Below are 25,774 nucleotides of genomic sequence, written 5' to 3'. Positions count from 1 at the left end.
CGAGCCCTGCCCGCGTGGTCGATGCTCGCGACGGCCACGGGCGCCGTGCGGGAACCGTGCGACCTTCCGGCGGATGACGCCGGCTGGATCGCGGCGCCCGTGCCCGGCACGGTCGCGCAGGCGCTCACGCTGGCCGGCCGGGTCGACGATGCGCGCTCGCTCGACGAGCGCGACCACTGGTACCGGATCGAGCTGCGCGGGCACGGGCCGCGCGTGCTGCGCTTCCACGGCCTCGCGACGCTCGCGCAGGCCTGGCTCGACGACACGCCGATCCTCCGCTCCGACAGCATGTTCGTCACGCACGACGTACCCGTGTCGCTCGACGGCACGCACCGGCTGACGCTCTGCTTTCGCGCGCTCGCGCCGCGGCTGCGCGACGCGCGCGCGCCGCGCCGGGCGCGCTGGCGCACGCGGCTCGCCGAGCCGGCCGCGTTGCGCACGGTCCGCGCATCGTTGTTCGGGCACATGCCGGGCTGGTTTCCGCCGGCGGTACCGGCCGGCCCGTGGCGGCCCGTCGAGGTGCTCGATCCGGCCCACGGCCCCGTCCTGGTCGATGCGCGCCTGCAGGCGCGCATCGAAGGCGACACGGGCTGGCTCGACGCGGAACTGGCGTTCGCCGCGCCGCTGCCCGACAGCATCGCCGCGCGGCTGTCGTGCGGCGAGCATCATGCGACGCTGGAACGCACCGGCACCGACCGCCTGCGCGCCAGCGTCGCCGTGCCCAGCGTGCGTCGCTGGTGGCCGCATACGCACGGCGAACCGGCACTCTACGAGATCACGCTGCATATCGGCGACGAACGGCGGCCGCTCGGCTCGACCGGCTTCCGCACGATCGAGGTTGACGGCGGCGCCGACGGCAAGGGCTTCGGGTTGCGCATCAACGGCGTACCGGTGTTCGCGCGCGGCGCGTGCTGGAGCAGCGCCGCCCCGCTCGCGCTGCACGCGGACGACGCGGCCTACGGCCGCCTGCTCGGGCTCGCACGCGACGCCGGCTTCAACATGATCCGCGTCGGCGGCACGATGACCTATGAGGCCGACGCGTTCCACGCATGGTGCGACCGGCTCGGGCTGCTGGTCTGGCAGGACTTCATGTTCGCGAACTTCGACTACGCGCTCGACGATCCCGCGTTCGCGGACAACGTCGATCGCGAGGCGGATCAGTTTCTCGCGCGCCGCGGCGCTTCGCCGTCGCTGGCGGTGCTGTGCGGCGGCAGCGAGATCGCACAACAGGCCGCGATGTCGGGACTCGCGCCGAAGCAGCGCTTCCTCGAGCTGACGGCCGAGCGGCTGGCCGGCCACGCGGCCGCACGCCGCCCCGACGTCCCGTACGTGCCCGATTCGCCCGACGGCGGCGTGCTGCCGTTCACGCCGCGCGAACGCGTGTCGCACTACTACGGCGTCGGCGCGTACCTGCGCCCGCTCGACGACGCGCGCCGCGCCGACGTGCGCTTCGCGAGCGAATGCCTCGCGTTCGCGAACGTGCCGTGCGATGCGACGCTCGCGGAGCTCGGCTGGCCCGGCGTGCACGAGCCGCGCTGGAAGACGGCCGTGCCGCGCGACCCCGGCACGTCGTGGGATTTCGAGGATGTCCGCGACCACTATCTGCGGACGCTGTACGACGTCGCGCCCGACCGGCTGCGGCGCGAGGATCCGGCCCGCTACTTCGAGCTGTCGCGCGCGGTGATCGCCGACCTGATGCGCGAAACGTTCTCGGAGTGGCGGCGCACCGGCTCGCGCTGCGCCGGCGCGCTCGTGTGGCAGTTCCAGGACGTGATGCCCGGAGCAGGATGGGGGGTGATCGACGCCGCGCACCGGCCGAAATCGGCGTGGTATGCGCTGCGGCAAGTGCTGCAGCCAGTCCAGGTGCTGCTCGTCGACGAAGGCTTGAACGGGCTCGACGTGCATGTGGTCAACGAGCACCCGGCGCCGCTGTCGGCGTCGATCGAGCTGGTCGCGCTGCGCGACGGCCGCACGCCGGTCGCGCGGGCCGGCTGCCCGGTGCGGATCGCCGCGCACGACGCGATGCGGATCGGCTCGGCCGACCTGCTCGGCCGTTTCTTCGACTGGACCTATGCATACCGTTTCGGGCCCTGCGAACACGACACCGTTGTCGCGACGCTGCGCACCGACGACGGCACCCTGCTGTCGCAGGCGTTCCATTTCCCGTCCCGCACCCATCCGGCCGTACTGGCGCGCCGCGAACTCGGAATCGAGGCGTGCGTATCGCGCACCGGTGGCACGTGGCATGTCGACATCGACACGCGGCACGTCGCGCGCCACGTGCAGATCGACGCACCGGGCTTCATGCCGCGCGACGACTGGTTCCACCTCGCGCCGGGCACGCCGGCGCGCGTCGCGCTCGTTCCGCTGCAATCGGCCGGGCACAATCCGGCGAGCGACGACGTGCCGCCTGCGGTGGACATCCGTGCAGTGAATGCCGCGCGCGCGGTGCGCGCGACGCACGCCGGTTGATGCGGCGCTCGCGGCCGCCGTGTGCCGCGAGCGTGTTCCATCCCCGCCCGATCGAACCGCTCAGTCGGACGAGCCCGTCCCGCGCGGCCGCTCGATGCCGTACGCCTCCATCCAGCGATACAGCGTCGCGCGCGACACGCCGAGTTCGCGCGCGGAGGCCGCGACGCGGCCGCGCGTGCGCAGCAGCGCCGTTTCGATCGCCTCGCGCTCGATCGACTTGCGGATGTCGGCCACCGACGGCGACGCCGCATCGAGACAGTATTCGAGCTCGAGATCCCGCGCGGTGATCAGCCGCCCTTCCGTCATCACGACCGCACGGCGCACGCGGTTGATCAGTTCGCGGACATTGCCCGGCCAGTCGTGCTTGTACAGCGCGGTGATCGCATCGGTCGAGAAACCGCGCACGCGATGGCGCGCGTCGCCGCGGAAACGTTCGAGCATGTGATGCGCGAGCAGTTCGATGTCCTTGCCGCGCGCGCGCAGCGGCGGCTGGTCGATACGCATCACGCACAGACGGTGGAACAGGTCGGCACGAAAACGGCCCTCCTCCATCGCATCGCGCAGGTCGACGTGCGTGGCCGACACGATCCGGACGTCGACCGGCACCGGATCGCTGCCGCCGAGCCGGTGAATCGAACGCTCCTGCAGAAACCGCAGCAGGCTCGCCTGGCTCTCGTGCGGCAGGTCGCCGATTTCGTCGAGCAGCAGCGTGCCGCCGTTCGCGGCTTCGACATAACCGATCTTGCGCGCGTTCGCGCCGGTAAACGCGCCGCGCTCGTAGCCGAACAACTCGGACTGCAGCAGATGCGGCGGAATCGCGCCGCAGTTGACCGCGACGAACGGGCCGTTGCGCCGTTCCGAATGGCGATGGATCGCGACGGCCGTCAGTTCCTTGCCGGTGCCCGTTTCGCCGAACACGAATACCGGTGCGTCGGTGCGCGCGAAACGCCGCACCGTATCGAACAGCCGCAGCATCGCGCTGCAGGTGCCGACGATGCCCTTCTCCTCCGATTCGAGCTGTTCGCGGTCGCGGGCAAACAGGCACTCCATGCCGTACGCATGGCCGACCGTATCGGCGATCCGCTGATGCGACGCGGGCAACGTGACGTAGTCGAAGCAATAGTCGCGCAACAGCGCGCGCACGTTCGGCGACGCGGTCTGGCCGACGTCGACGAGCGCGACCCACACGACGTCGCGCATCGACGCGCAGGTCGACGCGATGCTGCCGATCGCATCGGCATGGCCGCCGCTGAGATCGAGGATGCCGCAGGTGATTTCGCCGGACGTGTCGCGGAACTCGTTCGCATGCGCGACGACCGACACTTTCCAGTCGCGGCGCGACAATTCCTTTCGCAGCATCACGGAAGGCGACTGCGTCCAGTAGATCAGCGGACGCTGCCCGTTACCGCTCCCCGCGCCGGCGCTCTTATCGCGCGTTATTGGCATATTCATAACGACCCATCACTTTCTTCACTCCGTGACCCGTTCGTGTGCGCCGCGGCCGGCGGCGCATGGCCGCCTTTTCGCGCTGCGTTGCCGCAGTCTTGGCGAAGATCGAATCTGCACACGGCGAGAACCCCCGGAGGTCGAGCCGGATGTGTCACCCGGCCTCGTTGTCATCGAACTCGAACGGAACGCGCGGCTGCGGGAGCCGCGACATTCCGGCTTTGAAGCGACCCGCCGTCAGGCGGGACACGTCGGCAAACGGAACATCCGTCCGCATGTGCGTCGCGTCGTACACGACAGTCGCGCCCGATGCTGAACCGGACGGCGGCCAACCCGCTTGCGGAATGACCGCCGCATGTGATCCGTTCGTGAATTTACACCCCGTTTCGCGATGGTCTTGTTACCAAAAGATAATCCTGAATCAGGCGGTTACGCAGCCGGGTCGCCCCGCGCGACACCCCTTTGGCCACTGAGATTTGATTATCTACGAGCATTCCCGTCAATCAGTGCCAAATACTACTTTTCCGCGAGATTGGCGCCGTCGATTGGATGTGATTTTCATCGAAATCCGAGAAAAAAACCGGCACCGCATTCCATGTACCGCATAATCGTGCGTGCCGCCGGCCGGCCGGGCCGTCTCGGTGCCGCGCGCGGGTCGCCCGACCGTTACATACCGTAATCAACCGGCACGATCGCCGCCCGGGCTCACAGTGCCGTCTCGCCCTGCCGGACCGGCCGGTCGCGCATGCCGTCCACGGCGGATGCGTCGTCGCCCGGCGTGAAACCGGCGGGGCCGGCCATTTCCTCCTGTAACGCAGCATAGCCGTCCATCACGAAGCGCGTAAACTCGTCCCGAAAGCGCGCCGAGCCGAAGAATTCGGCATTCGCGCGACATGCATGCGGATCGATCGACCCGCGCGGCAGCGCTTCGAAACGGGCTAGTGCGTCGAGCAGCGCGTCGACCGTCTGTGCGCGGTAGAACAGCCCCGTTGCGCCGGTGCCCGGCCATGCGCGCACCGATTCGCGCACGCCGCCCTTCCCGTACGCGATCACCGGCGTGCCGCAGGCCTGTGCCTCGACCGGCGAAATGCCGAAATCCTCTTCCGCCGCGAACACGAATGCGCGCGCGCGCTGCAGGTGGTCGTGCAGCACGTCGAACGGCTGGTAGCCGAGCAGCGTGACGTTCGGCCCGGCCAGCGCGCGGATTTTCGCCATCTCCGGCCCGTCGCCGATCACGACGAGGCGGCGTTCGGGCGTACGCGAGAACGCCTCGACGATCAGGTCGATCCGCTTGTACGGCACGAGCCGCGACGCGGTCAGGTAGAACGCGTCCTTGTCCGGGCGCAGCGACAGGTGGTCGACGTCGACCGGCGGATAGATCACCGTCGCGTCGCGCCGGTAGGTCTTGCGAATGCGGCGTGCGATGAAGTGCGAATTCGCGGCCACGCGATCGACGCCGTTCGCCGAGCGCGCATCCCAGTTGCGGATGTAATGCAGGAGCGCCCGCGCGATCGCCGATTTCGGCCCGCGCGCGAGCCCGGCCTCGTTCAGGTACTGGTGCTGCAGGTCCCATGCGTAGCGCACGGGCGAATGCACGTAGCTGGCGTGAAACTGGTCCGGGCCGGTCAGCACGCCCTTCGCGACCGCATACGAACTCGACAGCACGACGTCGTAGGCCGACAGGTCGAACTGCTCGATCGCCAGCGGAAACAACGGCAGGTAGCTGCGGTAGCGCGTGCGCGCGAACGGCAGCTTCTGGATGAAGGACGTGCGCACCGCGCGGCCGCGCAGGCAGTCACGATCCTCGAGGAAATCGACGAGGCTGTAGACGTCGGCCTGCGGAAAGCAGTCGATCATGTGCGCCAGCACGCGTTCGGCGCCGCCAGGCACGACCAGCCAGTCATGAACGATCGCAATCTTCAAGTACCGCTCCCGATTCTTCATTGACGTTCGATATGGGTCAGCCGCGCAACACGGCCCCATGTCGTGCCAATTATCGGAAAGCCCCGCCACGACCGATGTGTGCTATCGCACATTGCGCTGCTGTCGGCGCGCCGGAACCGTCGTGCTGTTCACGGTCCGGTTTGCCGGACTGCGAGCGGGACGACAAACCGGACCGTGAGTGCGCTTTCGAACAGACCGGCGCGCACGCCATCCGCATCATGGTCATCGCCACACCGCACGGAACGAACGCGTCCGTGCGGCACGGCGTGCTGAAGGTTTCACACGAGGACCGCATCATGGAATGGCATTGTTGTGAATTCGAACATCTGAGCGCCGTCGATCTCTATGCAATCCTGCGCGCACGCAACGCCGTGCTGGTCGTCGAGGATGCGCATACCCATCTCGACATCGACGGCAAGGACGCGGGCGCATTGCACGTCTATGCGACCGTGTGCAACGGCGACACGGCGGAAGTCGCGGCCTACGCACGGATCCTGCCCGGCGACGACATCGATCCGGACGTCGTGATCGACAAGGTACTGACGAGCGAAGCGTGCCGCGACGGCGATACGCTCGAGCACCTGCTCGAACGTGCCCTGACCGCCGCGCTGGCCGCGTGGCCGGACGCCGCGCTGCGCATGCACGTTCCCGAGCCGCGCCAGGCGTTCTACAAACGTTTCGGATTCCGCAAGGCATACGGACCGTATCTCGAACAGGGCGCGCCGTTCGTCGGCATGATCCGGCCGGCCGACCGCGCCGCCGGCGCGTTGCGCCAGCTGCTGTCCCGGGCCGTTTCGACCGCCCGGCCCCGAACCGAAGACGCGCGCGCCGACGGCCGCGTACACAACCGGCTGCCCGCCGATACCGGAGCCAACCGATGACCCGCACCCTACGCCCGGTTCCCGAGCCTGACCTGCCACGCATCCTGCCGGTCATCCTCGCCGGCGGTTCCGGCACGCGCCTTTGGCCGCTGTCGCGCGAACAGTATCCGAAGCAGCTGATCGAACTGACGTCGAACGAATCGCCGCTGTCGGCGACCGCACGCCGCCTGAACGGCATCGCGAACGCGGCGCTGGGCGACACGCTGTTGCTGGTATGCGGCGAACAGCATCGCATCATGAGCGCCGCTCAAGTGGTCGACCGTGCGGCGCCCGCGCGCATCCTGCTCGAACCGGCCGCGCGCAATACGGCACCGGCGCTCACGCTCGCCGCGCTCGACGCCAGCGCGCTCGCGGACGATCCCGTGCTCGCCGTGATGCCGGCCGATCACGTGATCGCCGATGTCGGCGCGTTCCAGGACGCGATCGCACGCGCGGCGCGTTACGCGCAGGAAGGCGCGATCGTCACGCTCGGCGTGCTGCCGCGCCGCGCGGAAACGGGCTACGGCTATATCCGGGTGGGCGAGCCGCGGACGAGCCGCCATGGCGGTCAAGGCGGCTATTCGATCGGACGCTTCGTCGAGAAGCCCGACGCGGTGCTCGCCGAGCGCTACCTGCAATCGGGCGACTACTGGTGGAACAGCGGGATTTTCGTCACGCGCGCCTCGGTCTGGCTCAACGCGATTCGCGCGCTGGCGCCCGAGATCCACACGGCCTGCGAGTCGGCATGGCGAGCGGGCGTCGCCGAGGATCCGTTCTTCCGGATCGACGCGGCGGCCTTCGACGCCTGCCCGTCCGACTCGATCGACTACGCGGTCATGGAGCGTCTCGCCGACCACAGCGAACTCGGCATCGAGGGCATCGTGGTGCCGCTTTCGGCCGGCTGGTCGGACGTCGGCACGTGGGATGCGATCTGGGAAATCATGCCGAAGGACGATCACGGCAACGTCGCCCGCGGCCCGATCGTGTTCGAGGACACGCAGGACAGCCTCGTGCGCTCCGAGGGTCGTCTCGTCGCGTGCGTCGGGATGAAGGATGTCGTCGTGATCGAAACGCCCGACGCGGTGCTCGTCGCGAACAAGCACGACGTGCAGCGCGTGAAGAACATCGTCGCGCGCCTGAAGAGCGACCGGCGCCCGCAGGCGAGCGAGCACCGCAAGGTGCAGCGTCCGTGGGGGCACTACGATTCGATCGATCTCGGCGAGCGGTTCCAGGTGAAGCGGATCGTCGTCGAACCGGGCAAGCGGCTGTCGTTGCAGATGCACTATCACCGCGCCGAGCACTGGATCGTCGTGCGCGGCACCGCGAAGGTGACGCGCGGCAACGAGACCTTTCTGCTCAGCGAGAACGAGTCGACGTACATCGCCGTCGGCGAAGTCCATCGTCTCGAGAATCCCGGCCGGATTCCGCTGGAAATCATCGAGGTGCAGTCGGGCAACTATCTCGGCGAGGACGACATCGTGCGCTTCGACGACCAGTACGGGCGCCCCGTCGTCGACACGCTGCCGGAACGGCACGCGGTGTCGAACGTGCAAGTGGTGGAGGGAGACGTCGTCCGCTAATCGCGGGCCGCGCCTGCCGGCGCGTGCATCGAGTCGTCAATCGATGCCGCGCCGCGACGGGCGCGCCTGCCTGAGCGCTTCACGCACGCGCGGCAACGCCGAGGGGTCCGCCCCGACCTTGTCGGCCAATGCTTGCTGCACAACCTGCGCCCCGCACGACCCGGCCTGCGCGCCACCCGAGGGGCAGCCTCCGCCCCCGCCTACCTGCACGGGCATGCCGCCGATCGCGGAGAAGCGGTTGTCCGCGATCCGGTACTGCGATACGTTTCCCCACACGCGAATGCCGGCGAACCGTGCGCGCGACACGCGGTTGCCGATCACGGCCACGCGCGTCACCGAGCCCGACCACGTGCTGACGTCGATCGCGGCCTGCTGCGTGAGCGGGCGCGGATCGGTACGCACGGCCGCGGTCTGGATATCCGAAATCTCGTTGTTCTCGACCAGCACGCCGGACGCGCCGTAAGTCCGGAAGCTGTCCTCCTGCGCGACGAGAATGCCCGCGCTCACCTGCACGTTGCGCACGACGTTGTTCTCGATCGTCACGTCGGCACCGCCGACCACCGTGATGCCGCGCCCCCACGCGTTACCTTCGAGCGAGTTGCCGGTGATCAGCACGTTGCGGCTGAGCACGCCGTCGCCCTGGTAGCTCACCACGGCGATCATGTCGTCGCCGGTGCCGCGCACGAGGTTGCCCTTGACCAGCACGTTACGCGCGCCATGCGTGATGTGGATGCCGTCGGCCAGCGTCGACAGCACCTCGTTGCCGACGATCGCGACGTCCGTTCCGCCGAATACGAAGATGCCGCCACCACCACCGTCGATCGCGTTGTCGAGCACCTGCACGTCGTGCCCCGTCACTTCGATCTTGGTCGACCCGGGCGTGCCCATCCGCGTCGTACCCGTTCCCACCAGCCTGAATCCGGCGATCGTCGTGCCGGTGCCGCGCATCTCGATCGTCTGGTCGTCCGGCACGGTCGCGATCAGCGTCGCGCCGTAGCCCGACAGCACGACCTGCGCCTGCCGAACGACGAGCGAGCGGTCAACGATGTAGCGCCCCGGCGCGAACACGAGTCGCTGGCCCGGCTGCAGCGCATCCAGCGCGCGTTGCAGTGCGTCGGCCTGATCGGCGCCGTCGGGCGCCGGGGCGACACGGGCATCCGGCACGGCCGAGCCGATCGACGTCTGTTCGGTTTGAAATGCCGTCCCAGCGTGGACCGTGACGGTGGGACCGGTGATCATCCACATACCAAGCATCACACAGCAAAGACGGGAACGGCATCGGCGCCCGGTCTTGTGAGTCAAGCCCACGCGTGTCATGCCGGTTGCGGACGCGCCGCCGCGCCGCGCCCAGGCCACGCCGGAAAGCCGGCGATACGCGCGGTGCCAGTGCGCAGCGCAATCAGATAAGCCATCATCGGCACCGCCACGCCGGCGAGCGTACCGAGCACGAGGTGCGTCGCGAGACTGCCGACGCCGACGCGCATCAGCACGATGCGCACGCCGGCCATCACCAGGATATGCATCAGGTAGATCGGCATCGACGCGTAACCGATCGCCGCGAGCCAGCCGGCACGCGCGGACGACGCTGCATGGCGGTATGCAAGCTGCAGCATCAGCGTGATGCCGGCGAACGCGGCGGGAACGGCCCAAATGCTCGTCGCGCTTCCGACGCCGTGCGCGAAGGCGACTGCCGCGACAAAGGCGACCGCCGTCAGCCCGCACATCGCAGGATGGCTGTTGCGTTCGAGCCAGCCCGGCAACGCACGCGACGCGACGACGCCGGCCACGAAGAACGGCCAGTTCATCAGCGCGGTCGACACGATGCCCCATTGCGTCACCGTTCCGATCGCGAGCCCGAGCACCGCGCTTGCCAGGAGCGCACCACGGATGCGCGGCGCCATCGGCACCTGGGGGAACACCGGCACCCATCGTGCAAACAGCCACGCGGCGATCATGCATAGCATCAGCGCGTACAGGAACCAGAACTGCGCGAACGGCCGCCATCCGATCGAGAGCAGGTCTCCGAACGTGAACGGATGATTGGTGCCACGCGACGCCATCGCAATCTGCACGCCGCCTTGCAGGACCGACCACAACAGGTACGGATAGACGATCGTGCGCACTTTCGATCCGATGAACCGTTTCGGCGCGCCACGCAACGAGTGGCAGACGTGCAGCCCGGACAGGAAGAAGAACAGTGGCATGTGAAACGTGTAGATCACGTAGTCGATCCACGCAAACACGGTATCGGGCACGCCGGCCGGCACGAGCCCCGACGAAACGGCGCCGCGCAGGACGTGCCCGTATACGACAAGAATGATGCCGGCGCCGCGGGCGACATCCAGGCTGGTTTCGCGTGCAGTCGTATTCATGTAAAGGTCGATGCCGCGGCCCCGTCCGGGCCCGCTCGCGTGGCGAATGGTCGTGAGAAGCTCCACTCTATGCACGCTCGCCGCGGAATACTGTGGGCTGGACGACAGTTAACCGATGTCGGGCGTGTGCCGGATCGCTGCGCCGCGTACGGCCACGGACGATGTCCGTTCCGGCCGCTTTACGAAGTATCGGAACACGACGACCAGCAGCACGATCGGCACGAAGTCCCGGCCACTGAACAGGTTTGGAATCCGCAGTATTTCCATCAGAGACACGTACAGCACCGCGTGCGCGCAGCACCAGAATCCGCTCCCGCGACGCCACCCCGCGTAGCCGCGCCCGAACACCCAGCCGGCGAACGCCGCGTTCAACAGCCCGAACCAGCCCCACTCGTAGAAGTGGACGAAGATGCCGGATGGATTGTTGAACTCGGGATCGGCATAGCTGTTCAGGAACAGGTCGACACTGTCGCCCGAGTCGAGCCACGGCTGGAGCGTCGCGCCGATCAGCGGAAAGTGCAACAGCCAGTCGAACGTGAACATCGGATGCCCGCTGCCCCAGCCGAGCACGTTGAGGATCCCGGCACCGTTGTTCAGCGACGTCGAGTAGTACAGGCCCAGGCGTTCGAGTGCGAAATCGAGGATGTTGTCGTAGATGTTGATGTAGTAGGTTTCCCACGACCGGTTGTATTCGTTCACGATGAACAGGCCGAGCAGCAGCGGGATCGCCGCGTACGGCCCAAGCGCCAGCAGTCGCAGCCGCTTGCGGCCGAGCCGGAACCGCACGACCATCAGCGCGAACGGCAGCGCAACCTCGATGATCGCGAGCCGCTCCGCGAAGATGAAACTGCGCAACAGCGTCAGTACGACCAGCACGGCCAGGTACGCCTTGTAGCGGTTGAAGCCCTTGACCGGCGTCCTGAATACGTAGAAATAGAGCGCGACGAACGGTGCCGTAGCCTGCGTGAACGAACTCAGGCCCGTGACGCGCCCTTTCAGTTCGATCAGCTCGAACGTGTTCGCCGTGCCGGTGAGGAACGACAGCAGCACGGCCGGATGTGCAAGCACGCCGCTCATCATCACGAGATAGCCGAACAGCGCGAGCGCGAACACGAAATCGAGCACGTGCGGCGACAGCTCGGCCGCTCTGTCGCCTGGCCCCTTCCGGACCTGCGCATCGGTCGTCGCGAACCACGCGGCCGCTGTCAGCACCAGCAGGAACAGGCCGCCCGCAAACGCGGAATACCCGTCGAAATAGATGCGCGCGATCGACTTCTGATCGCCGAGCAGGCTCATCGAAAGCAGCCCGTACAACGGCAGGATGAAGAGCAGCACGAGCCGTGCCGGATCCTCCCACCAGTAACCTGCGTAACCGGCCGCGCGGCCGGTGTGCGCCGCTCCGCCGCGCCTCGCCGGCCGCTGCAGTCGCGCTCGCGAGCCGGCCGCCACTCGTTTGTTCATGATGTCCGTTCCATTGCTTCACGCACATGCGCCTCGCCGGGCGACGCCACGCATCCGCCGCTCAGCGGGCCGGGCCGCGCGCGCCCATTACGCCTGCGTAGCCGGATGCGGCCTGATGAGTGTTCTCATGCGTGTAACCGTAGTCGTACCGCCCCGGCGAGCCCTTGAAGTCGTTCAGGATCACGCCGCGTACGGCGATTTGCGCGTGCTCGAGCCGTCGCGCGCTTTCGTCGAGTTCCGTCAGCGTCGTCACGCCGCTGCGCGCGACGAGAAACACGGTTCCAGCCAGGCGCCCAAGTACCAGCGCGTCGGCCACCGGCAGCAGCGGCGGACCGTCGATCACGACCATGTCGTAATGTGACGCGGCGCGCTCGATCAGTTCGGTGAACGCGGGCTGGAGCAGCAATTCACCCGGGTCGGGCACGACGTTGCCCATCGGCATGAAATCGAGACCGGGCATCGCGTCGCGCTTGAGCGCCTGGTCGAACCCGTGCGTGCCGCCCACGACATCCGACAGGCCCGGCGCACGACTGAAGCGGAACTGCTCGTGCAGTGAACCCTTCCGCAGATCCGCGTCGATCAACAGCACGCGCCGTTTCGCGGCGCCCGCCAGCGACGCGAGATTCGCCGCGACGAACGACTTGCCGACGCCCGTCGTCGGCCCTGAGATCAGCACGATGCGATTCGGCGCGTCGGGCATCGCCAGTTGCAGCGCCGTGCGGAAATTGCGCAGGCTTTCGAGGGCCGCGCCCTCCGGTGCCGTCGGCAGTGACGGCTGGCGCCCGTTGCGCCGCCGCGCGGCCTTCGACGGCGGCGGGTTCTGTCCAGACGGCGGGCTGTGTGGCACCGCCGCGAACACCGTCAGGCCCGTCGACCATTCGATTTCCTCGGCATCACCGATCGTGCCGGCAACGCGCTGTCGCACGATCACGATCGCGGCGCCCGCCAGCAGGCCGAGAAGCAACGACGCGATCACGGCCATCCCGCGATGCGGCCCGGTGGGCGTCTCGGCGATCCTTGCCGCATCGACGATGCGCACCGTTCCGGTCTTGCTAGCCCGCGCGAGGATCATCTGCTGACGCGTGTTGAGCAGGTTCGTATAGAGCGCGGTATCGACGGCCACGTCACGCTGCAGCTGCAGCACGCCCTGCTCGACGGTCGGCAGTTGCTGGATCTGCTTGCGCACCGTGTCGAGCGAGTGTTGCGCATCGGCGAGCTGCGCATCGACGGCCACGACGGCCGGATGCTTGGGCATGAACCGCGTCAGCAATTCCTCGCGGCGCTGCTGCAGCGTCTGCACGCGCGTCTCGATGTCGACCGACTGCTGACGCAACGCGAGCCCTTCATCGCTCGTATTGACTGTGCCGTGCGATGCGCGAAACGCGTTGAAGCGGCTTTCGGCCTTTTCGAGTTGCGCCTTCAGTTGCGGCAGCTGTGCATCCATGAAGCGGATCAGCTTGTCGGCCGCTTCGGACTTGCGCTGCGTGTTCTGCGCCAGATACGCGTCGCCGACCGCATTGAGCACGCGGCTGTCGTGCACGGGATCGGGGCCGTCGAGCGTCACGCCGATCATGTTCGACTGCTTGCCGCGCTCCGAGATCAGTGCGTTCTTCTGCAGCCACGCGGTCGCCTCTTCGTCGCCGTAGCGCGTCAAGTCGAAGCGTGCGCCCGGCTCGCCCGCGACTTCGCGCACGAACACGTCGAGCGGCCCCTGCGGTGTTTCGACGTGCAGTGGTTGGCCGATCCTGCCCTGCCAGACGGGCCCGCTCCTGCCGAGCCACCCCGTGCGCTGCAGCGTATAGGTGCCGCCGTTGCCGACAACGAGTGCGAAACGCTTACCGACGAAACGCTTCGGCACGTCGAAGGTCGGGACGTCGATGCGCTCCGTGCCATACACGTAACCGCCGGGCAGCGGCGACGACAGCCCGTCGGCCGCGTTCACCAGCCGCCAGCCGATGACCGGCAGGTAATGCGGCCGCGCATCGATGGCCAGATTGGTATCGTCGACCGCACGCGCCATCACCGCTCGCGATTTCAGCACCTCGATCTCGGTCGATGCATCGGTTTTCAGGTCGAACACCGAAGACGGATCGCCGGGCGGCGAGTTCGTTTTCGACTCGGTCGGGCTCTGCTCGACCTGAAACAGGATGTCGGTCCGGTAGACCGGGCGCGCGCAGAGCGCATAGAGGGTCCCGGCCAGCGCACCGGCGAGCGCCGTGCACAGAATCAGCCGCCGCCCACCATGGAGCATGGCCCAGTAGCGGCGGTACGGATAGGACGGCCGCAACGTGGGTCCGTCGTGCGGGTCGGGGAGAGTCTGAGCGTTCATACAGGATCGGTCCCGTAGACGCGACGCATCGCGATTATGCGATCCGTCACGAGGTTCACGGCGAAATGGCCTTGGCCGTCAGCGCACCCTGCGCAGACGACGGAATCAGCAAGTTGACGACGCGGCTCCAGCGCACCAGCGACGACGCGTCGACGAACACCACATCGCGGCGCTCGAGCGGGAACCGGTCGGCCAGCGCGAACGACGCCGGCGAGCGTCCGTCGAGGTGATAGACCTGCGGCCGGTTGCCGGGCCCGCGCCGCACCACGAACACCTGCCGCGCATCCGCGGTGTACTGGCTGACGCCGCCCGTGTCGCCGAGCGCTTCGCCAAGGCTCATCCGGCCATCGGTCAGCGTCAGCGTCGCCGGACGCGACACTTCGCCTAGCACGAACACCTTGCTGTCGCTCGCCGCGCGCACGCGCACGAGATCACCGTCCCGCAGCAGGATGTTCGTCGGGTTGATGCCTGCGGCCAGCATCGCCGGAAGGCTCACCATCACGGTCTTGTCGCCGCGCGTCACTGATACCTGCGAGCGGTCGGCCGTCGCGGTAAATCCGCCTGCGCGGTCGATTGCCTCGGGCAGCGTCATCGGCATGTCGTTGACGATCTGCAGCCCCGGAGTGCGTACTTCGCCGTCGAGATAGACGCGCTTGCTGCGATACGCCTGAACGCGCACCGCGATCTGCGGATTGCGCACGTACTCGCCGAGCCGCTTGGTCAGCACCGCGCGCGCTTGCGCCTCGGTCAGCCCCGCCACGTGCACGAGGCCGGCATACGCGAATTGCACGCTGCCGCTTGCGTCCACCGTGTAGCCGGTCGCGACCGAACTCGCGCCCACACCATCGCCGCCGCCCGTCGTCTGGGTCGTCGGCAGGTTCAGTTCGGGGTGATCCCACACGACGATGTTCAGCACGTCGCCGGGGCCAATCACGTAGGGCTTCGGCGTACCGAACAACTGGCGGATTTCGGCGTCGACGTTCGCCTGCTGTGCCGCATGCTGCTGCTCGACGAATGCCGGTGTGATCTCGATCAGGTCTTCGCTCGACACGTTCTGCACGCCGTCGAGGCCGCCCGCGCCCGATGCGTCGGCGCTCACGCGCGCGTTCGCGTCGCGTTCGGCCGGCGGGTGATACGTCATGCCCGGTGAAAGCGCACACGCGCTCAGCGTGCACACGGTCGCCGCCAGCGCCACGTGCGACAGCCAGCGCGTGCGTGACTGCCGCATCGCGTATGTCGATTGCCTTTGCGTCGTCGTTGACATGGTGTCCTTCCGAAACTGTGCGGTAACCCGCCGAATGCGACAGGTTCCGGCATTACGCTTGCCTGCGCGGCTCGCATTGCGGTGCCGCGCGCCCCTCGTCACCGCACGTCTTCCGTACGATTCGTCATGAACTGCTCTTTATCGCTTTCGTCGCTCATCTGCATCCTGTCGGCCGGCATCGCCTGCGCCGCCGATGCCCAATCGTTGCACCCCGACCCGGCCGATACGTCGACCTTCATCTCGCCGAGGGCAGTCTTGCCGGCCCTGCCGATCCCCCGGCAACGTTCCGCCCAGACGGCGACGGTCAGCTCCGCGACGCCGAATTCCGATTCCGCTGCGCCCGGCCTTGCGCTTCCCGGCATCCACGCCGACGCGGAGCCGGAATCGCGTGCCCGCGGGGCGCTGCGCCGGCCGCTCGCGCCGAAGCGGCCGGGCCGCCCGAAAGAGGCCAGCGCACCCGGCGATGGCGCATGGGATACCGGCACGCTGTACGCATCGCCGTACACCGCTTCGCCCTATACGCAACGTGGTGACACGAACTGAAGCCGCCCCGTCGCGCGCCGACGCAATGGCTCGGGCGCCGATACGGGATTGGACACCAGCGCGACAGGCACGTCTGTGATCAAGCCCACCGAAAGCCGATCTTCATACGAACGAGGATCGCACCCCGCTAACCGCCCAGCGTCGCGCGACGCGCATCAGGAACTTCTGACCGACACGTTCGCATAAGGTCGATCGGCCGTGTCGGGTGCCGACGGATTGGCGTCGCGTACTACCATCCAGCCCCAGTCGCCGCTCAACGCCTGCGTGCAGAGATCGATCACGGCGGCGGTTCCCGCAATGCCATACAAGGCGTGGTCGACCTGCGGCATCAGGTGCAGGCGCACGTGGCGCGAGCGCCGAAACGCATGTTCGACCGCGCCGAAGTGACGCCGGACGTCGTCGATACCGGGATCGAGTGCACCGTAGACGAGCATCGTCCGGACGTTGCGTTGCGCAAGTTCGCGCATCACGCCGCGCGGCGTACCGGCGCGCGGCTTCCAGCCGACGCGCGCGGCCGCCGTCTTCACGGGCACGCTGACGCGCGCGATAACGTTGGCGGCCACCGCGCGCAGGATCGGGCGCACGTCGCGCCGTTCGAGGACGAGCCGCTTCCAGCGCCGCCAGTCACGCACCGACAGCCAGTAGCCGCGCACCGAGTTGATCCGCTGCTTCTGCGCCGCTTCGAGCGTGAGCCCGGCCGGCCACACGAAACGCGCGAGGTTGATCGCGATCACGCCGCCGAGCGATACCGTTTTCACTGCCGCATGCAACGCCGCATAGGCGCCCGAACAGATGCCGGCCGCGACGACGTCCGGATGACCGAGCGCGCGCAACCAGTCCGCCGCTGCCGCGACGTCGTCGATCGCCTGCGGCGAATACACGACGCCCGACTGGTCGTCCGGTGCATCGGGCCCGCTGTCGCCGACACCATTCACGTCGATCCGCAACGTCGTCACGCCGGCCCGCGCCAGCGTGCGGGCCAGTCGCACGCCAAAGCGCCCTTCGCCACTGCGTGGATTCGTCGACGTGTTCGCGATCACGAGCGCCGGACCGACCGGCGTGGCAGGCGGCATGTCGGCCGGGCGGCACAGCACGCCAACCAGCCGGCCCGGGCCGACCGCGACGACTTGCTCCGTCATGTCGCCCATGTCGAGCGCAACGGCCGACTCACCACTCCATGCGTGGGCGGCGCGTAGCGGAACGCCGGCAGCGACGCCCCGGCCCGGAGCACGCGCGACGACCCAGTTCACCACCGTGTCGATCGCCGCGTGTGGCAGGTGCGAGCGCGTGCCGTCCAGCATCGTCGTCGGCCATTCACGGAACGGTTCGCACGTCACGTTCACGCCGCGCGCCAGCAGTGCGTCGCGCAACGCCGGTCCGTCGCCCTGCTCCGGCTGGATCAGCAGCATCGCGCCGGGCAGCGCCAGCGCATCGCGCACGACGTCGCACAGATCGACGGCCTTCAGCGCATCGACAAATTCGGCCGGGAAGCGATGTCCGAGCACGTTCATGCACGGTTCGTCGCGATGCGCGGCGCGGGTCGCAGGCGGCATCGTATCGAGCCACTGACGATGCACGAACGACAGCTCGCGCAGGTACGCACGGCCGCGCACGACCGGCGACAGCGCGACCACCGCATCGACGCGCGGCAACGTGCACCGACCTGCAGCGGCCAGCATCGCGAACAGCGCGCCCGCCCGAATGCCGACGAGCGTCACGGTGGTCACGCCGGCTTCGTCCCGCAACAGGTCGATCGCACGATGAATGCTGTCGATGCTGGCGGCATGCCGCCCGGCATCGAGGTCGTCGCCGGGCGAATCGCCGGCGCATGGATAGTTGAACCGCAACACCGTCACGCCCGCACGGGCGAGACGCTCCGCGACGGCCCGCATGAGCTTGTGCGTCCATGCAGCTTCGTGGCCCAGCGATTCGCACAGGATCACGCCCTGCGCCGTCTGTCCTTCGTGCAGCCACCCAACGCAGCTGCCGAACGTTATCGGCTTCACTCGGTACTCCTCGGAGCAGTATTTGTTATTCCGTGCACAACCGTGCCAGCGGCGACACCGGAATACACGATGTCGCGACTCCGGCCGCTGGCCGGTGCTGGCAGGAACCGGCCGCAGTCATCCGCCGCGCCCCTGCGCGGCCCGCTTGCCGTGTTCCATGCGTGTGATTAGATCATTGGGCCCGATCGGGCTTCGGTGCGCCAGCTTACAAATGCATTCATCACCGACACGACGCAACGCCGTGCCCCTTTAGCGATTCGTTCCGTCATGCGAACGGAATCCGCGAACGGTAGGCTCGCGAACAATGCCGCGTTGCTCGCCCCGTATCATGGCCACCATCCGATGTGGCCGTGCCGGCATCGCCGGTCGAAACCGGCACCGGAACGGTTCGCGAATCCTCGCAGCCGGGTCAGCGCCGACCGGCCGCGCATCCGTACGGCTGCACGCAACCCGCCGCCATGCGATACCCAACGGCGCCGACCGAGCGAATGTCAAACCTCAAGAAGAACTTCCTGCTGCTGCTGACGCTGCAGATTTCGATGTATGCGGTGCCGCTGCTGATCGCGCCGCTGCTGACGCACGCACTGGGCCCGGAAGGCTATGGCCAGCTCGCGTTCTCGCTGGCGGTGATCGCGTATCTCACCAACTGCACGAGCTACAGCTTCGACCTGACCGCCACGCCGCGCATAGCACTCGCACGCGACGACCGCGCCGAGCGCTCACGCATCTTCTGGGCGACGCTGTATGCGCAGATCGGAATCGCGGCCATCTGCTTCGTCGTGCTGGTGCTGCTGACCCTGCTGATCGGGCGCTTCGGCGATGACCGCGACCTGCTGCTGATCGGCTTCGGCATGGTGGCCGGCGTCGCATTCACGCCCGGCTGGTATTTCCAGGGCATGGAGAAGCTGCGCGCACTCAGCGTGATCCTGTTCGTCGGCCGGGTGTTGAGCCTGCCCGCGATGTTCGCGCTCGTACACAGCCCGGCGGACATCGATCGCGCGATGATCGTCAACGCCGCTGTGCCGGTGCTATCGGCGATCGCGCTGGCCGTCTACCTGTACTTTCATCGCGAAATCGACTTCGTCCGCGTCGGCGTGGCCGACATCGCCGAATCGCTGAAAGGCGGCTGGCAAGTGTTTCTCGCGTCGACGTCGATTGCGTTCTATGCGTCGACCAACACCGTGTTGCTCGGCTTCGTGTCGGGCAACGTCGCGGCCGGCTACTTCGCGGCCGGCGACAAGCTGATCCGCGCGGCGCTCAGCCTGCTCCAGCCGCTGAAGGCCGCCACCTATCCGCGCATCAACTACCTGATGCGGCATGCGCGCAACGACGCGTTCTCGTTCCTGCGCAAACTGTTCGTCGTACAGGTCGTGATGGTGCTCGGCATCTCGCTCGTGATTTTCTTCGGGGCGCCGCTGGCCGTGCGTATCCTGTATGGCCCGTCGTACGAGCCGACGGTTCACGTACTGCGCTGGATGGCATTCATCCCGTTCATGGCCGGCATGACCGACCTGTTCGGCGTGCAGACCATGCTGCCACTCGGCATGAAGACGGCATTCACGCGTATCCTGATGTCGTCCGGCATCCTGAACATCGTGCTGCTTCCCGTCCTCGCGAAGTACTTTGCGGAACTGGGTGCCGCGGCCGCCGTTCTGCTCGCGGAGGCCGCAGTCGCCGCCGCGCTCGCGGCCGTCGTCTATCGTGCCGGCATTCCGCTGCCCGGCAGTTCCATTGCGCGCCGCTAGCACGCGGCCGCACGATGGCGTGGCACCCGTTCCCCGCGCCGAAATGCCTGAACCGAATTCACGCGGGAGCCGCTCATGGCAGACCTGACCATTGCAATCTGCAACTACAACCACGGCGTCTATCTGCGTGCCGCGATCGACTCCGCGCTTGCCCAGACCGCCAACGACATCCGCGTCCTCGTGGTCGACGACGGTTCGACCGACGACTCCCGCGACATCATCCGCTCGTACGGGGATCGCATCGTGGCAGTCTTCCAGGAGAATTGCGGCCAGGTCGCCGCCTACAACCGCGCGCTGGAGCATGTCCTGACCCCTTACGTGCTGCTGCTCGACGCGGACGACCTGCTCTACCGCGACGCGGCCGCCCGCGTGCTGGCCGCGTTCGCCTCCGGCGACTTCGTGAAGGTGCATTTCCGGCTCGACGTGATGACGCGAGAAGGCATCGCGACGGGCGTCACGGTCCCACAGTCGGGCGTGGCCACCGATTGCGGCCGCCTGCTGCGCGCGGGCTGGCTTTATCCGTCGCCGCCTGCGTCGGGTAACGCATACCGGAGCGACGCGCTCAGGCGCATCTTCCCGGTACCCGTCACGCCCGACAACCTGCACGGCGCCGATTTCTATGCGATCTACGGGATCGCACTGCTCGGTGCCATTCACATGATCGACGCGACGCTCGGCGGCTATCGTGTTCATCGGCCGGCTACCCCTGCCGATAGCGAAGTCAACCGCGACACGGCCGATCTTGCATTTGCCAATGCGGAAGATGCGGCCACGGGTGCGTTGAAGGCGGCGCGCCGATGGTCGACGCTGCGTGCCATTGCCGGCTCGCGGCTTCACGAAGCGCTGCCGGGCGAACCGTTCGACTTCTCGATCGAAAAGGCGCACTTCGCGAGCACGCTGTACCGCGCGCCGCTCGCGCGCCGCTGGCGCTGGTTCCTGTCCGATTCGGGACGCTACTGGCATACCGTGCTGCGCAATCCGTTCTGGCGGCCGTTCAAGAAACTGGCCGTCACCGGCCTGTCTCTCGCGTGCCTGCTGCCATCGTCGACGCTCAGCGACCGCGCGATTCGCTATATCGCGAATCCGCTCGCGCGCGTTCGCCCGACGACCGAACCGCGAACCGCGGCCCGCTAGCGACGGCTGGAGTCAATTCGATGCACGCGCAACGAGACGGGTCTCCTGCACCGCTGCATTGCCGCATGAAAACACCTGTATCCAGGTACTTCTTACCCCGCCATCCGATCCCCATCGGGAACGTTGACCGCCTTTTCCTCCCACCGCTCCACCGCGTCGAAAAAAGATCGTACGTATCGGTACAAACACCGATGCTGTAGTCAAACTACATTCGTACGATTGGTCGCTGCAGAGAATCGCTACATCCGATTCGGCAGTGTCGGACGGTCCGCGTCGCCGTCCTCGATGTTCGATCGGGCCCAAGCGGCCGTAACGATTCCCCGCCCGGCCTGGCATGCCGACGCGCAACCACCCTGCATCGCCAGCCGAATACGTCCGGTGCGAATCCATCGGACGTGCGCAGCTCCAGACATCATTCGAACAACCGGCAATACGATCATGGAGAGCAACATGCGGGACACCCTCTGGCCGGCCGTCGTGCTGGCAGCGACCCTCTGCACCACCGCCTACGCCGGCAACGCCGATTTCAATTCGCAGGGCGACGCGACCGACGCATTCGCGTCAGCCGCCGCGCAGCGGCGCGCCGACCTGCTCGTGCGCAAGATGACGCTCGACGAGAAGCTCCAGTTCATTCATTCGCAATACGAAATGTCCAAGGTGCCGGGCGGCGGTGCCGGCTACATCCAGGGTGTGCCTCGGCTCGGCATTCCCGATCTCAACATGGTGGATTCGGCGACGGGCTCCGGCAGCACCTCGCAGGCCAGCACCACGTTCCCGGCGACGATCGCCGTCGCCGCGAGCTGGGATCGCCGGCTGTCGTACGACTATGGCAAGCAGGTCGCGATCCAGTTGCGCGCGCAAGGATTCGGCATGGGCCTCGCGGGCGGCACCAATCTCGCGCGCGAGCCGCGCGGCGGCCGCCTGTTCGAGTATCTCGGCGAAGATCCGCTGCTTGCCGGCGACCTGCTCGCCGAACGCACGCTCGCCACGCAGCGGCAGAAGGTCATCGCGACGATCAAGCACTACGCCGGCAACGAACAGGAGCACGGCCGGATGGGCGGCAACACGCAGATCGACGAACGCACGCTGCGCGAGCTTTACCTGCTGCCGTTCGAGATCGCCGCGAAGCGCGGCCGCCCCGGCAGCGTGATGTGCAGCTACAACCGCCTGAACGGCACGTATGCGTGCGAAAACCCTCACCTGCTGAACGACGTGCTGAAGAACGAATGGGGCTTCCAGGGCCAGGTGCAGTCCGACTGGGGCGCCGCGCACAGCACCGCGGCCGCGATCAACGCCGGGCTCGACGAGGAAGAAGACGTCGGGCCGACCGTCTACCTCACCCCGGCGGCCGTCAAGCAGGCGATCGCGAACGGCTCGGTGTCGACCGCGCGCCTCGACGACATGGTGCGCCGCAAGCTCGCCGTGATGATCCGCGTCGGCGTGATGGACGATCCGGCCAAGGGCGGCGGCACGATCGATTTCGCGGCCGCGAACCGGTTCGCGCAGGCAGCCGCCGAGCAGTCGATCGTGCTGCTGAAGAACGACGGCAACCAGTTGCCGCTGGCCGCGGCGGCGCTGTCGCGTATCGCCGTGATCGGCGGCCACGCGGATGCGGCCGTGCTGTCCGGCGGCGGCTCCGGCAACACGCGCGATCCGGTTTCGGGTTCGTTCGCGGGCTGCGGCGGCCTGACGTTCGGGTCGTCGACGGGCTGCAGCTGGTGGCGCAATCCGTGGCTGAAGGTCGACGTGCCGATCGTCGCGGCCATTCGCGCGCTCGCGCCGGCCGCGCAGGTCACGTACGCGGGCAACAGCGATCAGCAGTCGCCGTTCCGCGCGTACACGCAGCAGGAGATCGACCAGGCCGCGGCGCTCGCGGGCCGCTCGGACGTCGCGATCGTCGTGGTCGCGCAACCGGCCGGCGAGGATTTCGGCGACCTGCAGAGCCTGAGCCTCGCGAATCCGTCGAACCAGGATGCGCTCGTCGAAGCCGTCGCGCGTGCGAATCCGCACACGATCGTCGTCGTCCAGAGCGGCAATCCGGTGCTGATGCCTTGGAAGGACAACGTATCGGCGATCGTCGAGGCGTGGTATCCGGGCGAAGCCGGCGGCAAGGCGATCGCGAACGTGCTGTTCGGCGCGGTGAATCCGTCCGGCAAGCTGCCCGTCACGTTCCCGGCGCGCGATCAGGACTCGCCGACCTGGGGGCAAAACGGCGCGTTCGACAACGATCCCGTCTACGCGGAAAAGCTGAACATGGGCTATCGCTGGTACGACGCGCGCAACATCAAGCCGATGTTCGAGTTCGGCTACGGGCTGTCCTATACGCACTTCGCGTACTCGGGACTGTCGGTGTCGAGACAATGGGACGGCTCGCTGAGCGTCGCATTCACGGTGCGCAACGACGGGCGTGTCGCCGGCGCGGAAACGCCGCAGGTCTATCTCGGCGTGCCGTACAAGGACGAGCCGCCGAAACGGCTGGTCGGCTGGGAGAAGATCCGGCTGAATCCGGGCGAAGCGCGGCGCGTGCGCGTGACCGTGTCGCCGCGGATGCAAAGCGTGTGGGACACGTCGCGTAACGGCTGGCGGGTCGTCTCGGGCGGGACGGTGTATGTCGGTGCGTCGTCGCGCGATATCCGGCTTCAAGGCAACTGATCGCCGGTGAACCCGCGGGGAGCCGCGTGCCCGGCTCCCCGTCTTTGCCGATCGTTCGAGCGGCGTTACCGGAGCAGCAGCGCCAGCACCGCCGCGAGCGCGGCCATCGCGACGATCGCCGCGGCCACGCCGGCCAGATGCGCGGCAACCACCAGGCCGGCCGGCAATCGCGACCCGATGCCGGCCATCACGCACCACCCGCTTCCAGCGTATCGAGCAACGGCCGCGCCAGGTGCAGGACCTGATACACCGTACCCGTGCCACCCTCGTCCGGTTCGTGCTCCGTGACGACGGCCCGCGTCAGTCGCCAGCGCAGCGGGTCGAGACTGACGACAGCGGCCACCACGCCCTGCCGTGCCGCCGTTTCGCGATTGCGCGCGATCTCTCCTGCAAGCGTCGCGTCGAGGTCGGCATCCGGCGGAATATCGAGGGTTTCCAAACGCGCGAAGCGTCCCGTCGACGCACGGCCCTTGCGAGCCTCGAGCACGACCTGGGTTTCGATCGGCGCGCGCCCGAAGCTGTCCGTCACGACCCGATAGCGGCCGGCCGTCACGAACCGCGCGAACGCCTGTTCGTTACGCCACAGATAAAAAGACGCATAGCCGTTTTCCGTCGCGCCGTAACGGCCGGCCTCGCGCAGCAGGAACCCCTTGAACAGCAGATCGGGCGTGTCGTCCCAGAGCGCGCCGCGTTCGCGCACGCGGTTGCGGATGATGTCGAGGTCGTAGTCCGCCGGCAGGCGGTGCACGTAGTACGCGGTCAGCATGGTCGACTCCTGGCGAAAGCAACGGGTGACATTCAGGAAAACGTGCGAACAGCGTAGAAGACCTTGAATCATTTGAAAAGACGATGGCATCATATTTCAATGATTCGATTCTTAAATGGATGAGTGCGCGATGAAAACGCTCGACATCGAAGCCGTGCAAGCGTTCGTGCTGACCGCCGACCTCAAGAGCTTCACGCGAGCCGCGGAAGCGATGGACACGACGCAATCGGCCGTGAGCCTGAAGATCAAGCGGCTCGAAGAGGGGCTCGGCCGCCGCCTGCTGGAGCGCACGCCGCGGCAGGTCCGCCTGTCGGCCGACGGCACCGCGTTCCTCGAGCCGGCGCGCGAGCTGGTGGCCGCGCACCACGGCGCAATCGGCGCGTTCGGCACGGGCCAGCGGCGGCTGGTGATCGGCGTCAGCCACCATGTCGTCGGCGCCGATCTGCCGATGCTGCTGCGACGCATGAGCGAAGCGGAGCCGACACTCGTGCTGGAGATCCGCGTCGCGGCGTCGCGCGACGTGCTCGATGCATTCGACCGCGGCCAGCTCGACGCGGCCGTCGCGCTGCAGCACGACAGCCGGCGGCTCGACGGCGAGACCATCCTGTCGGAATCGTTCGGCTGGATGGCCGCAGCCGATTTCGAGTACCATCCGCCGCAACCGCTGCGGCTGGCCACGCAGGCCGAACCTTGCAGCGTGCGGCGCATGGCCGTTGGCGCACTGGACGAGGCCGGTGTTCCGTGGACCGAGGTGTTCGTCGGCGGCGGTATCGCGACGATCGGCGCGGCGGTATCCGCGGGGCTGGCCGTCGCGGCGCTCGGGCATCGCGTGGCGCCCGCCGGCACGGTCGACGTCGGAACGCGATACGGGCTGCCGCCGTTGCCGGCGCGCGACGTGGTGCTCCATTCCAGCCTGACCGACGCGCGCGCCCGGCAGGCACTGCGCACGCTCGGCGCGGCGCTGCGGTCGTCGATCGGGGTACGTTGACGTCGCACGCACGGGTGCGTTCCGAACCTCTCACGGGGAAAACCATGCGCCCGCTGCGCGACCGGTTCAACGAGCGCGGGGCCGCCCTTCAGCTATCCACGCGATCGACCTCGGGAGCCCACGGTCGTTCGACGGGCGGCATGCTCGCGCACGGTGGCCATCTTCGTCTGCGTCTTCGTATCCGGCACATCGCCCGAGCCGGGTTTCGACCG

At 67.7% G+C, this 25,774-nt stretch carries 18 protein-coding genes; 7 read left to right on the top strand and 11 right to left on the bottom strand.

Features of this window, described 5'->3' with window-relative positions; genetic code table 11:
- Nucleotides 1-21: 21 nt before the first annotated feature.
- Complete coding sequence (locus VXM69_RS07600) at nt 22-2,472, top strand: glycoside hydrolase family 2 protein (RefSeq protein ID WP_367188357.1); 2,451 nt, start codon at nt 22-24, stop codon at nt 2,470-2,472.
- Between the two features lie 60 nt (nt 2,473-2,532).
- Here VXM69_RS07600 and VXM69_RS07595 read toward each other — a convergent pair whose 3' ends face one another.
- Nucleotides 2,533-3,924, bottom strand: a complete 1,392-nt coding sequence (locus VXM69_RS07595) for a sigma 54-interacting transcriptional regulator (RefSeq protein ID WP_367188356.1) — start codon at nt 3,922-3,924, stop codon at nt 2,533-2,535.
- Between the two features lie 699 nt (nt 3,925-4,623).
- Nucleotides 4,624-5,841, bottom strand: coding sequence for a glycosyltransferase family 4 protein (locus tag VXM69_RS07590; RefSeq protein ID WP_080288016.1), 1,218 nt, complete (start codon nt 5,839-5,841; stop codon nt 4,624-4,626).
- Nucleotides 5,842-6,080: 239 nt separating this feature from the next.
- On the opposite strand from VXM69_RS07590, the gene VXM69_RS07585 reads away from it, so the two are divergent.
- Together VXM69_RS07585 and VXM69_RS07580 are read left to right on the top strand one after the other, a co-directional pair.
- Nucleotides 6,081-6,743: a GNAT family N-acetyltransferase gene (locus tag VXM69_RS07585; protein WP_080288009.1), complete on the top strand. Its 663-nt coding sequence runs from the start codon at nt 6,081-6,083 to the stop codon at nt 6,741-6,743.
- Nucleotides 6,740-8,302 (top strand): mannose-1-phosphate guanylyltransferase/mannose-6-phosphate isomerase, encoded by a 1,563-nt coding sequence (locus VXM69_RS07580; RefSeq protein WP_034191560.1) that lies wholly within the window; start codon nt 6,740-6,742, stop codon nt 8,300-8,302. Before VXM69_RS07585 ends, VXM69_RS07580 begins: the two co-directional genes overlap by 4 nt.
- A gap of 36 nt (nt 8,303-8,338) precedes the next feature.
- On the opposite strand, the gene VXM69_RS07575 is transcribed toward VXM69_RS07580, so the two are convergent.
- From VXM69_RS07575 to VXM69_RS07545, 7 genes are all read right to left on the bottom strand, one after another.
- Nucleotides 8,339-9,619 (bottom strand): right-handed parallel beta-helix repeat-containing protein, encoded by a 1,281-nt coding sequence (locus tag VXM69_RS07575; protein ID WP_156444722.1) that lies wholly within the window; start codon nt 9,617-9,619, stop codon nt 8,339-8,341.
- The gene (locus tag VXM69_RS07570) at nt 9,616-10,674 is read right to left on the bottom strand and encodes an acyltransferase family protein (RefSeq protein ID WP_059556448.1); all 1,059 of its coding nucleotides are present in this window, start codon (nt 10,672-10,674) and stop codon (nt 9,616-9,618) included. Before VXM69_RS07570 ends, VXM69_RS07575 begins: the two co-directional genes overlap by 4 nt.
- 108 nt (nt 10,675-10,782) lie before the next feature.
- Entirely contained in the window at nt 10,783-12,135 is a 1,353-nt protein-coding gene (locus VXM69_RS07565; protein ID WP_034191562.1) for a hypothetical protein, read from the bottom strand.
- Nucleotides 12,136-12,196: 61 nt separating this feature from the next.
- Nucleotides 12,197-14,464, bottom strand: coding sequence for a polysaccharide biosynthesis tyrosine autokinase (locus tag VXM69_RS07560; protein ID WP_034191563.1), 2,268 nt, complete (start codon nt 14,462-14,464; stop codon nt 12,197-12,199).
- 55 nt (nt 14,465-14,519) lie between these two features.
- Nucleotides 14,520-15,728 carry a polysaccharide biosynthesis/export family protein gene (locus tag VXM69_RS07555; protein ID WP_367188355.1) on the bottom strand — a complete coding sequence of 403 codons (1,209 nt, stop codon included), beginning with the start codon at nt 15,726-15,728 and terminating at the stop codon, nt 14,520-14,522.
- Between the two features lie 98 nt (nt 15,729-15,826).
- The gene (locus VXM69_RS07550; protein WP_367188354.1) at nt 15,827-16,234 is read right to left on the bottom strand and encodes a hypothetical protein; all 408 of its coding nucleotides are present in this window, start codon (nt 16,232-16,234) and stop codon (nt 15,827-15,829) included.
- Between the two features lie 192 nt (nt 16,235-16,426).
- The gene (locus tag VXM69_RS07545; protein ID WP_034191565.1) at nt 16,427-18,277 is read right to left on the bottom strand and encodes an alpha/beta hydrolase; all 1,851 of its coding nucleotides are present in this window, start codon (nt 18,275-18,277) and stop codon (nt 16,427-16,429) included.
- Between the two features lie 488 nt (nt 18,278-18,765).
- Between VXM69_RS07545 and VXM69_RS07540 the strand changes: the two genes are divergently transcribed.
- The 3 genes from VXM69_RS07540 to VXM69_RS07530 all read left to right on the top strand — a co-directional run bounded on the left by VXM69_RS07540 (nt 18,766) and on the right by VXM69_RS07530 (nt 23,808).
- The gene (locus VXM69_RS07540) at nt 18,766-20,022 is read left to right on the top strand and encodes an oligosaccharide flippase family protein (RefSeq protein WP_034191694.1); all 1,257 of its coding nucleotides are present in this window, start codon (nt 18,766-18,768) and stop codon (nt 20,020-20,022) included.
- Nucleotides 20,023-20,097: 75 nt separating this feature from the next.
- Nucleotides 20,098-21,156 carry a glycosyltransferase family 2 protein gene (locus VXM69_RS07535; protein ID WP_034191566.1) on the top strand — a complete coding sequence of 353 codons (1,059 nt, stop codon included), beginning with the start codon at nt 20,098-20,100 and terminating at the stop codon, nt 21,154-21,156.
- Nucleotides 21,157-21,606: 450 nt separating this feature from the next.
- The gene (locus VXM69_RS07530; protein ID WP_034191695.1) at nt 21,607-23,808 is read left to right on the top strand and encodes a glycoside hydrolase family 3 C-terminal domain-containing protein; all 2,202 of its coding nucleotides are present in this window, start codon (nt 21,607-21,609) and stop codon (nt 23,806-23,808) included.
- 65 nt (nt 23,809-23,873) lie between these two features.
- On the opposite strand, the gene VXM69_RS07525 is transcribed toward VXM69_RS07530, so the two are convergent.
- Nucleotides 23,874-23,999: a hypothetical protein gene (locus VXM69_RS07525; RefSeq protein WP_257786268.1), complete on the bottom strand. Its 126-nt coding sequence runs from the start codon at nt 23,997-23,999 to the stop codon at nt 23,874-23,876.
- Nucleotides 23,996-24,574 carry a DUF4865 family protein gene (locus VXM69_RS07520; RefSeq protein ID WP_197423856.1) on the bottom strand — a complete coding sequence of 193 codons (579 nt, stop codon included), beginning with the start codon at nt 24,572-24,574 and terminating at the stop codon, nt 23,996-23,998. Before VXM69_RS07520 ends, VXM69_RS07525 begins: the two co-directional genes overlap by 4 nt.
- 130 nt (nt 24,575-24,704) lie before the next feature.
- Between VXM69_RS07520 and VXM69_RS07515 the strand changes: the two genes are divergently transcribed.
- Nucleotides 24,705-25,562 carry a LysR family transcriptional regulator gene (locus VXM69_RS07515; protein WP_059556698.1) on the top strand — a complete coding sequence of 286 codons (858 nt, stop codon included), beginning with the start codon at nt 24,705-24,707 and terminating at the stop codon, nt 25,560-25,562.
- Nucleotides 25,563-25,774 lie beyond the last annotated feature (212 nt).

This window comes from Burkholderia sp. Ed8, assembly GCF_040761425.1.
GTDB lineage: Bacteria > Pseudomonadota > Gammaproteobacteria > Burkholderiales > Burkholderiaceae > Burkholderia > Burkholderia seminalis.
Note: the sequence above shows the minus strand (reverse complement) of the source record. Positions and strands in the feature narration are given on the sequence as shown.

What these genes read in the sequence shown, in the direction of transcription:
- VXM69_RS07540 (WP_034191694.1), top strand. Translation starts at nt 18,766, where the DNA reads ATGTCAAACCTCAAGAAGAACTTCCTGCTGCTGCTGACGCTGCAGATT.
- VXM69_RS07515 (WP_059556698.1), top strand. Translation starts at nt 24,705, where the DNA reads ATGAAAACGCTCGACATCGAAGCCGTGCAAGCGTTCGTGCTGACCGCC.
- VXM69_RS07585 (WP_080288009.1), top strand. Translation starts at nt 6,081, where the DNA reads ATGGTCATCGCCACACCGCACGGAACGAACGCGTCCGTGCGGCACGGC.
- VXM69_RS07560 (WP_034191563.1), bottom strand. Translation starts at nt 14,464, where the DNA reads ATGAACGCTCAGACTCTCCCCGACCCGCACGACGGACCCACGTTGCGG.
- VXM69_RS07530 (WP_034191695.1), top strand. Translation starts at nt 21,607, where the DNA reads ATGCGGGACACCCTCTGGCCGGCCGTCGTGCTGGCAGCGACCCTCTGC.
- VXM69_RS07565 (WP_034191562.1), bottom strand. Translation starts at nt 12,135, where the DNA reads ATGAACAAACGAGTGGCGGCCGGCTCGCGAGCGCGACTGCAGCGGCCG.
- VXM69_RS07535 (WP_034191566.1), top strand. Translation starts at nt 20,098, where the DNA reads ATGGCAGACCTGACCATTGCAATCTGCAACTACAACCACGGCGTCTAT.
- VXM69_RS07570 (WP_059556448.1), bottom strand. Translation starts at nt 10,674, where the DNA reads ATGAATACGACTGCACGCGAAACCAGCCTGGATGTCGCCCGCGGCGCC.
- VXM69_RS07595 (WP_367188356.1), bottom strand. Translation starts at nt 3,924, where the DNA reads ATGAATATGCCAATAACGCGCGATAAGAGCGCCGGCGCGGGGAGCGGT.
- VXM69_RS07575 (WP_156444722.1), bottom strand. Translation starts at nt 9,619, where the DNA reads ATGACACGCGTGGGCTTGACTCACAAGACCGGGCGCCGATGCCGTTCC.
- VXM69_RS07555 (WP_367188355.1), bottom strand. Translation starts at nt 15,728, where the DNA reads ATGTCAACGACGACGCAAAGGCAATCGACATACGCGATGCGGCAGTCA.
- VXM69_RS07520 (WP_197423856.1), bottom strand. Translation starts at nt 24,574, where the DNA reads ATGCTGACCGCGTACTACGTGCACCGCCTGCCGGCGGACTACGACCTC.
- VXM69_RS07600 (WP_367188357.1), top strand. Translation starts at nt 22, where the DNA reads ATGCTCGCGACGGCCACGGGCGCCGTGCGGGAACCGTGCGACCTTCCG.
- VXM69_RS07580 (WP_034191560.1), top strand. Translation starts at nt 6,740, where the DNA reads ATGACCCGCACCCTACGCCCGGTTCCCGAGCCTGACCTGCCACGCATC.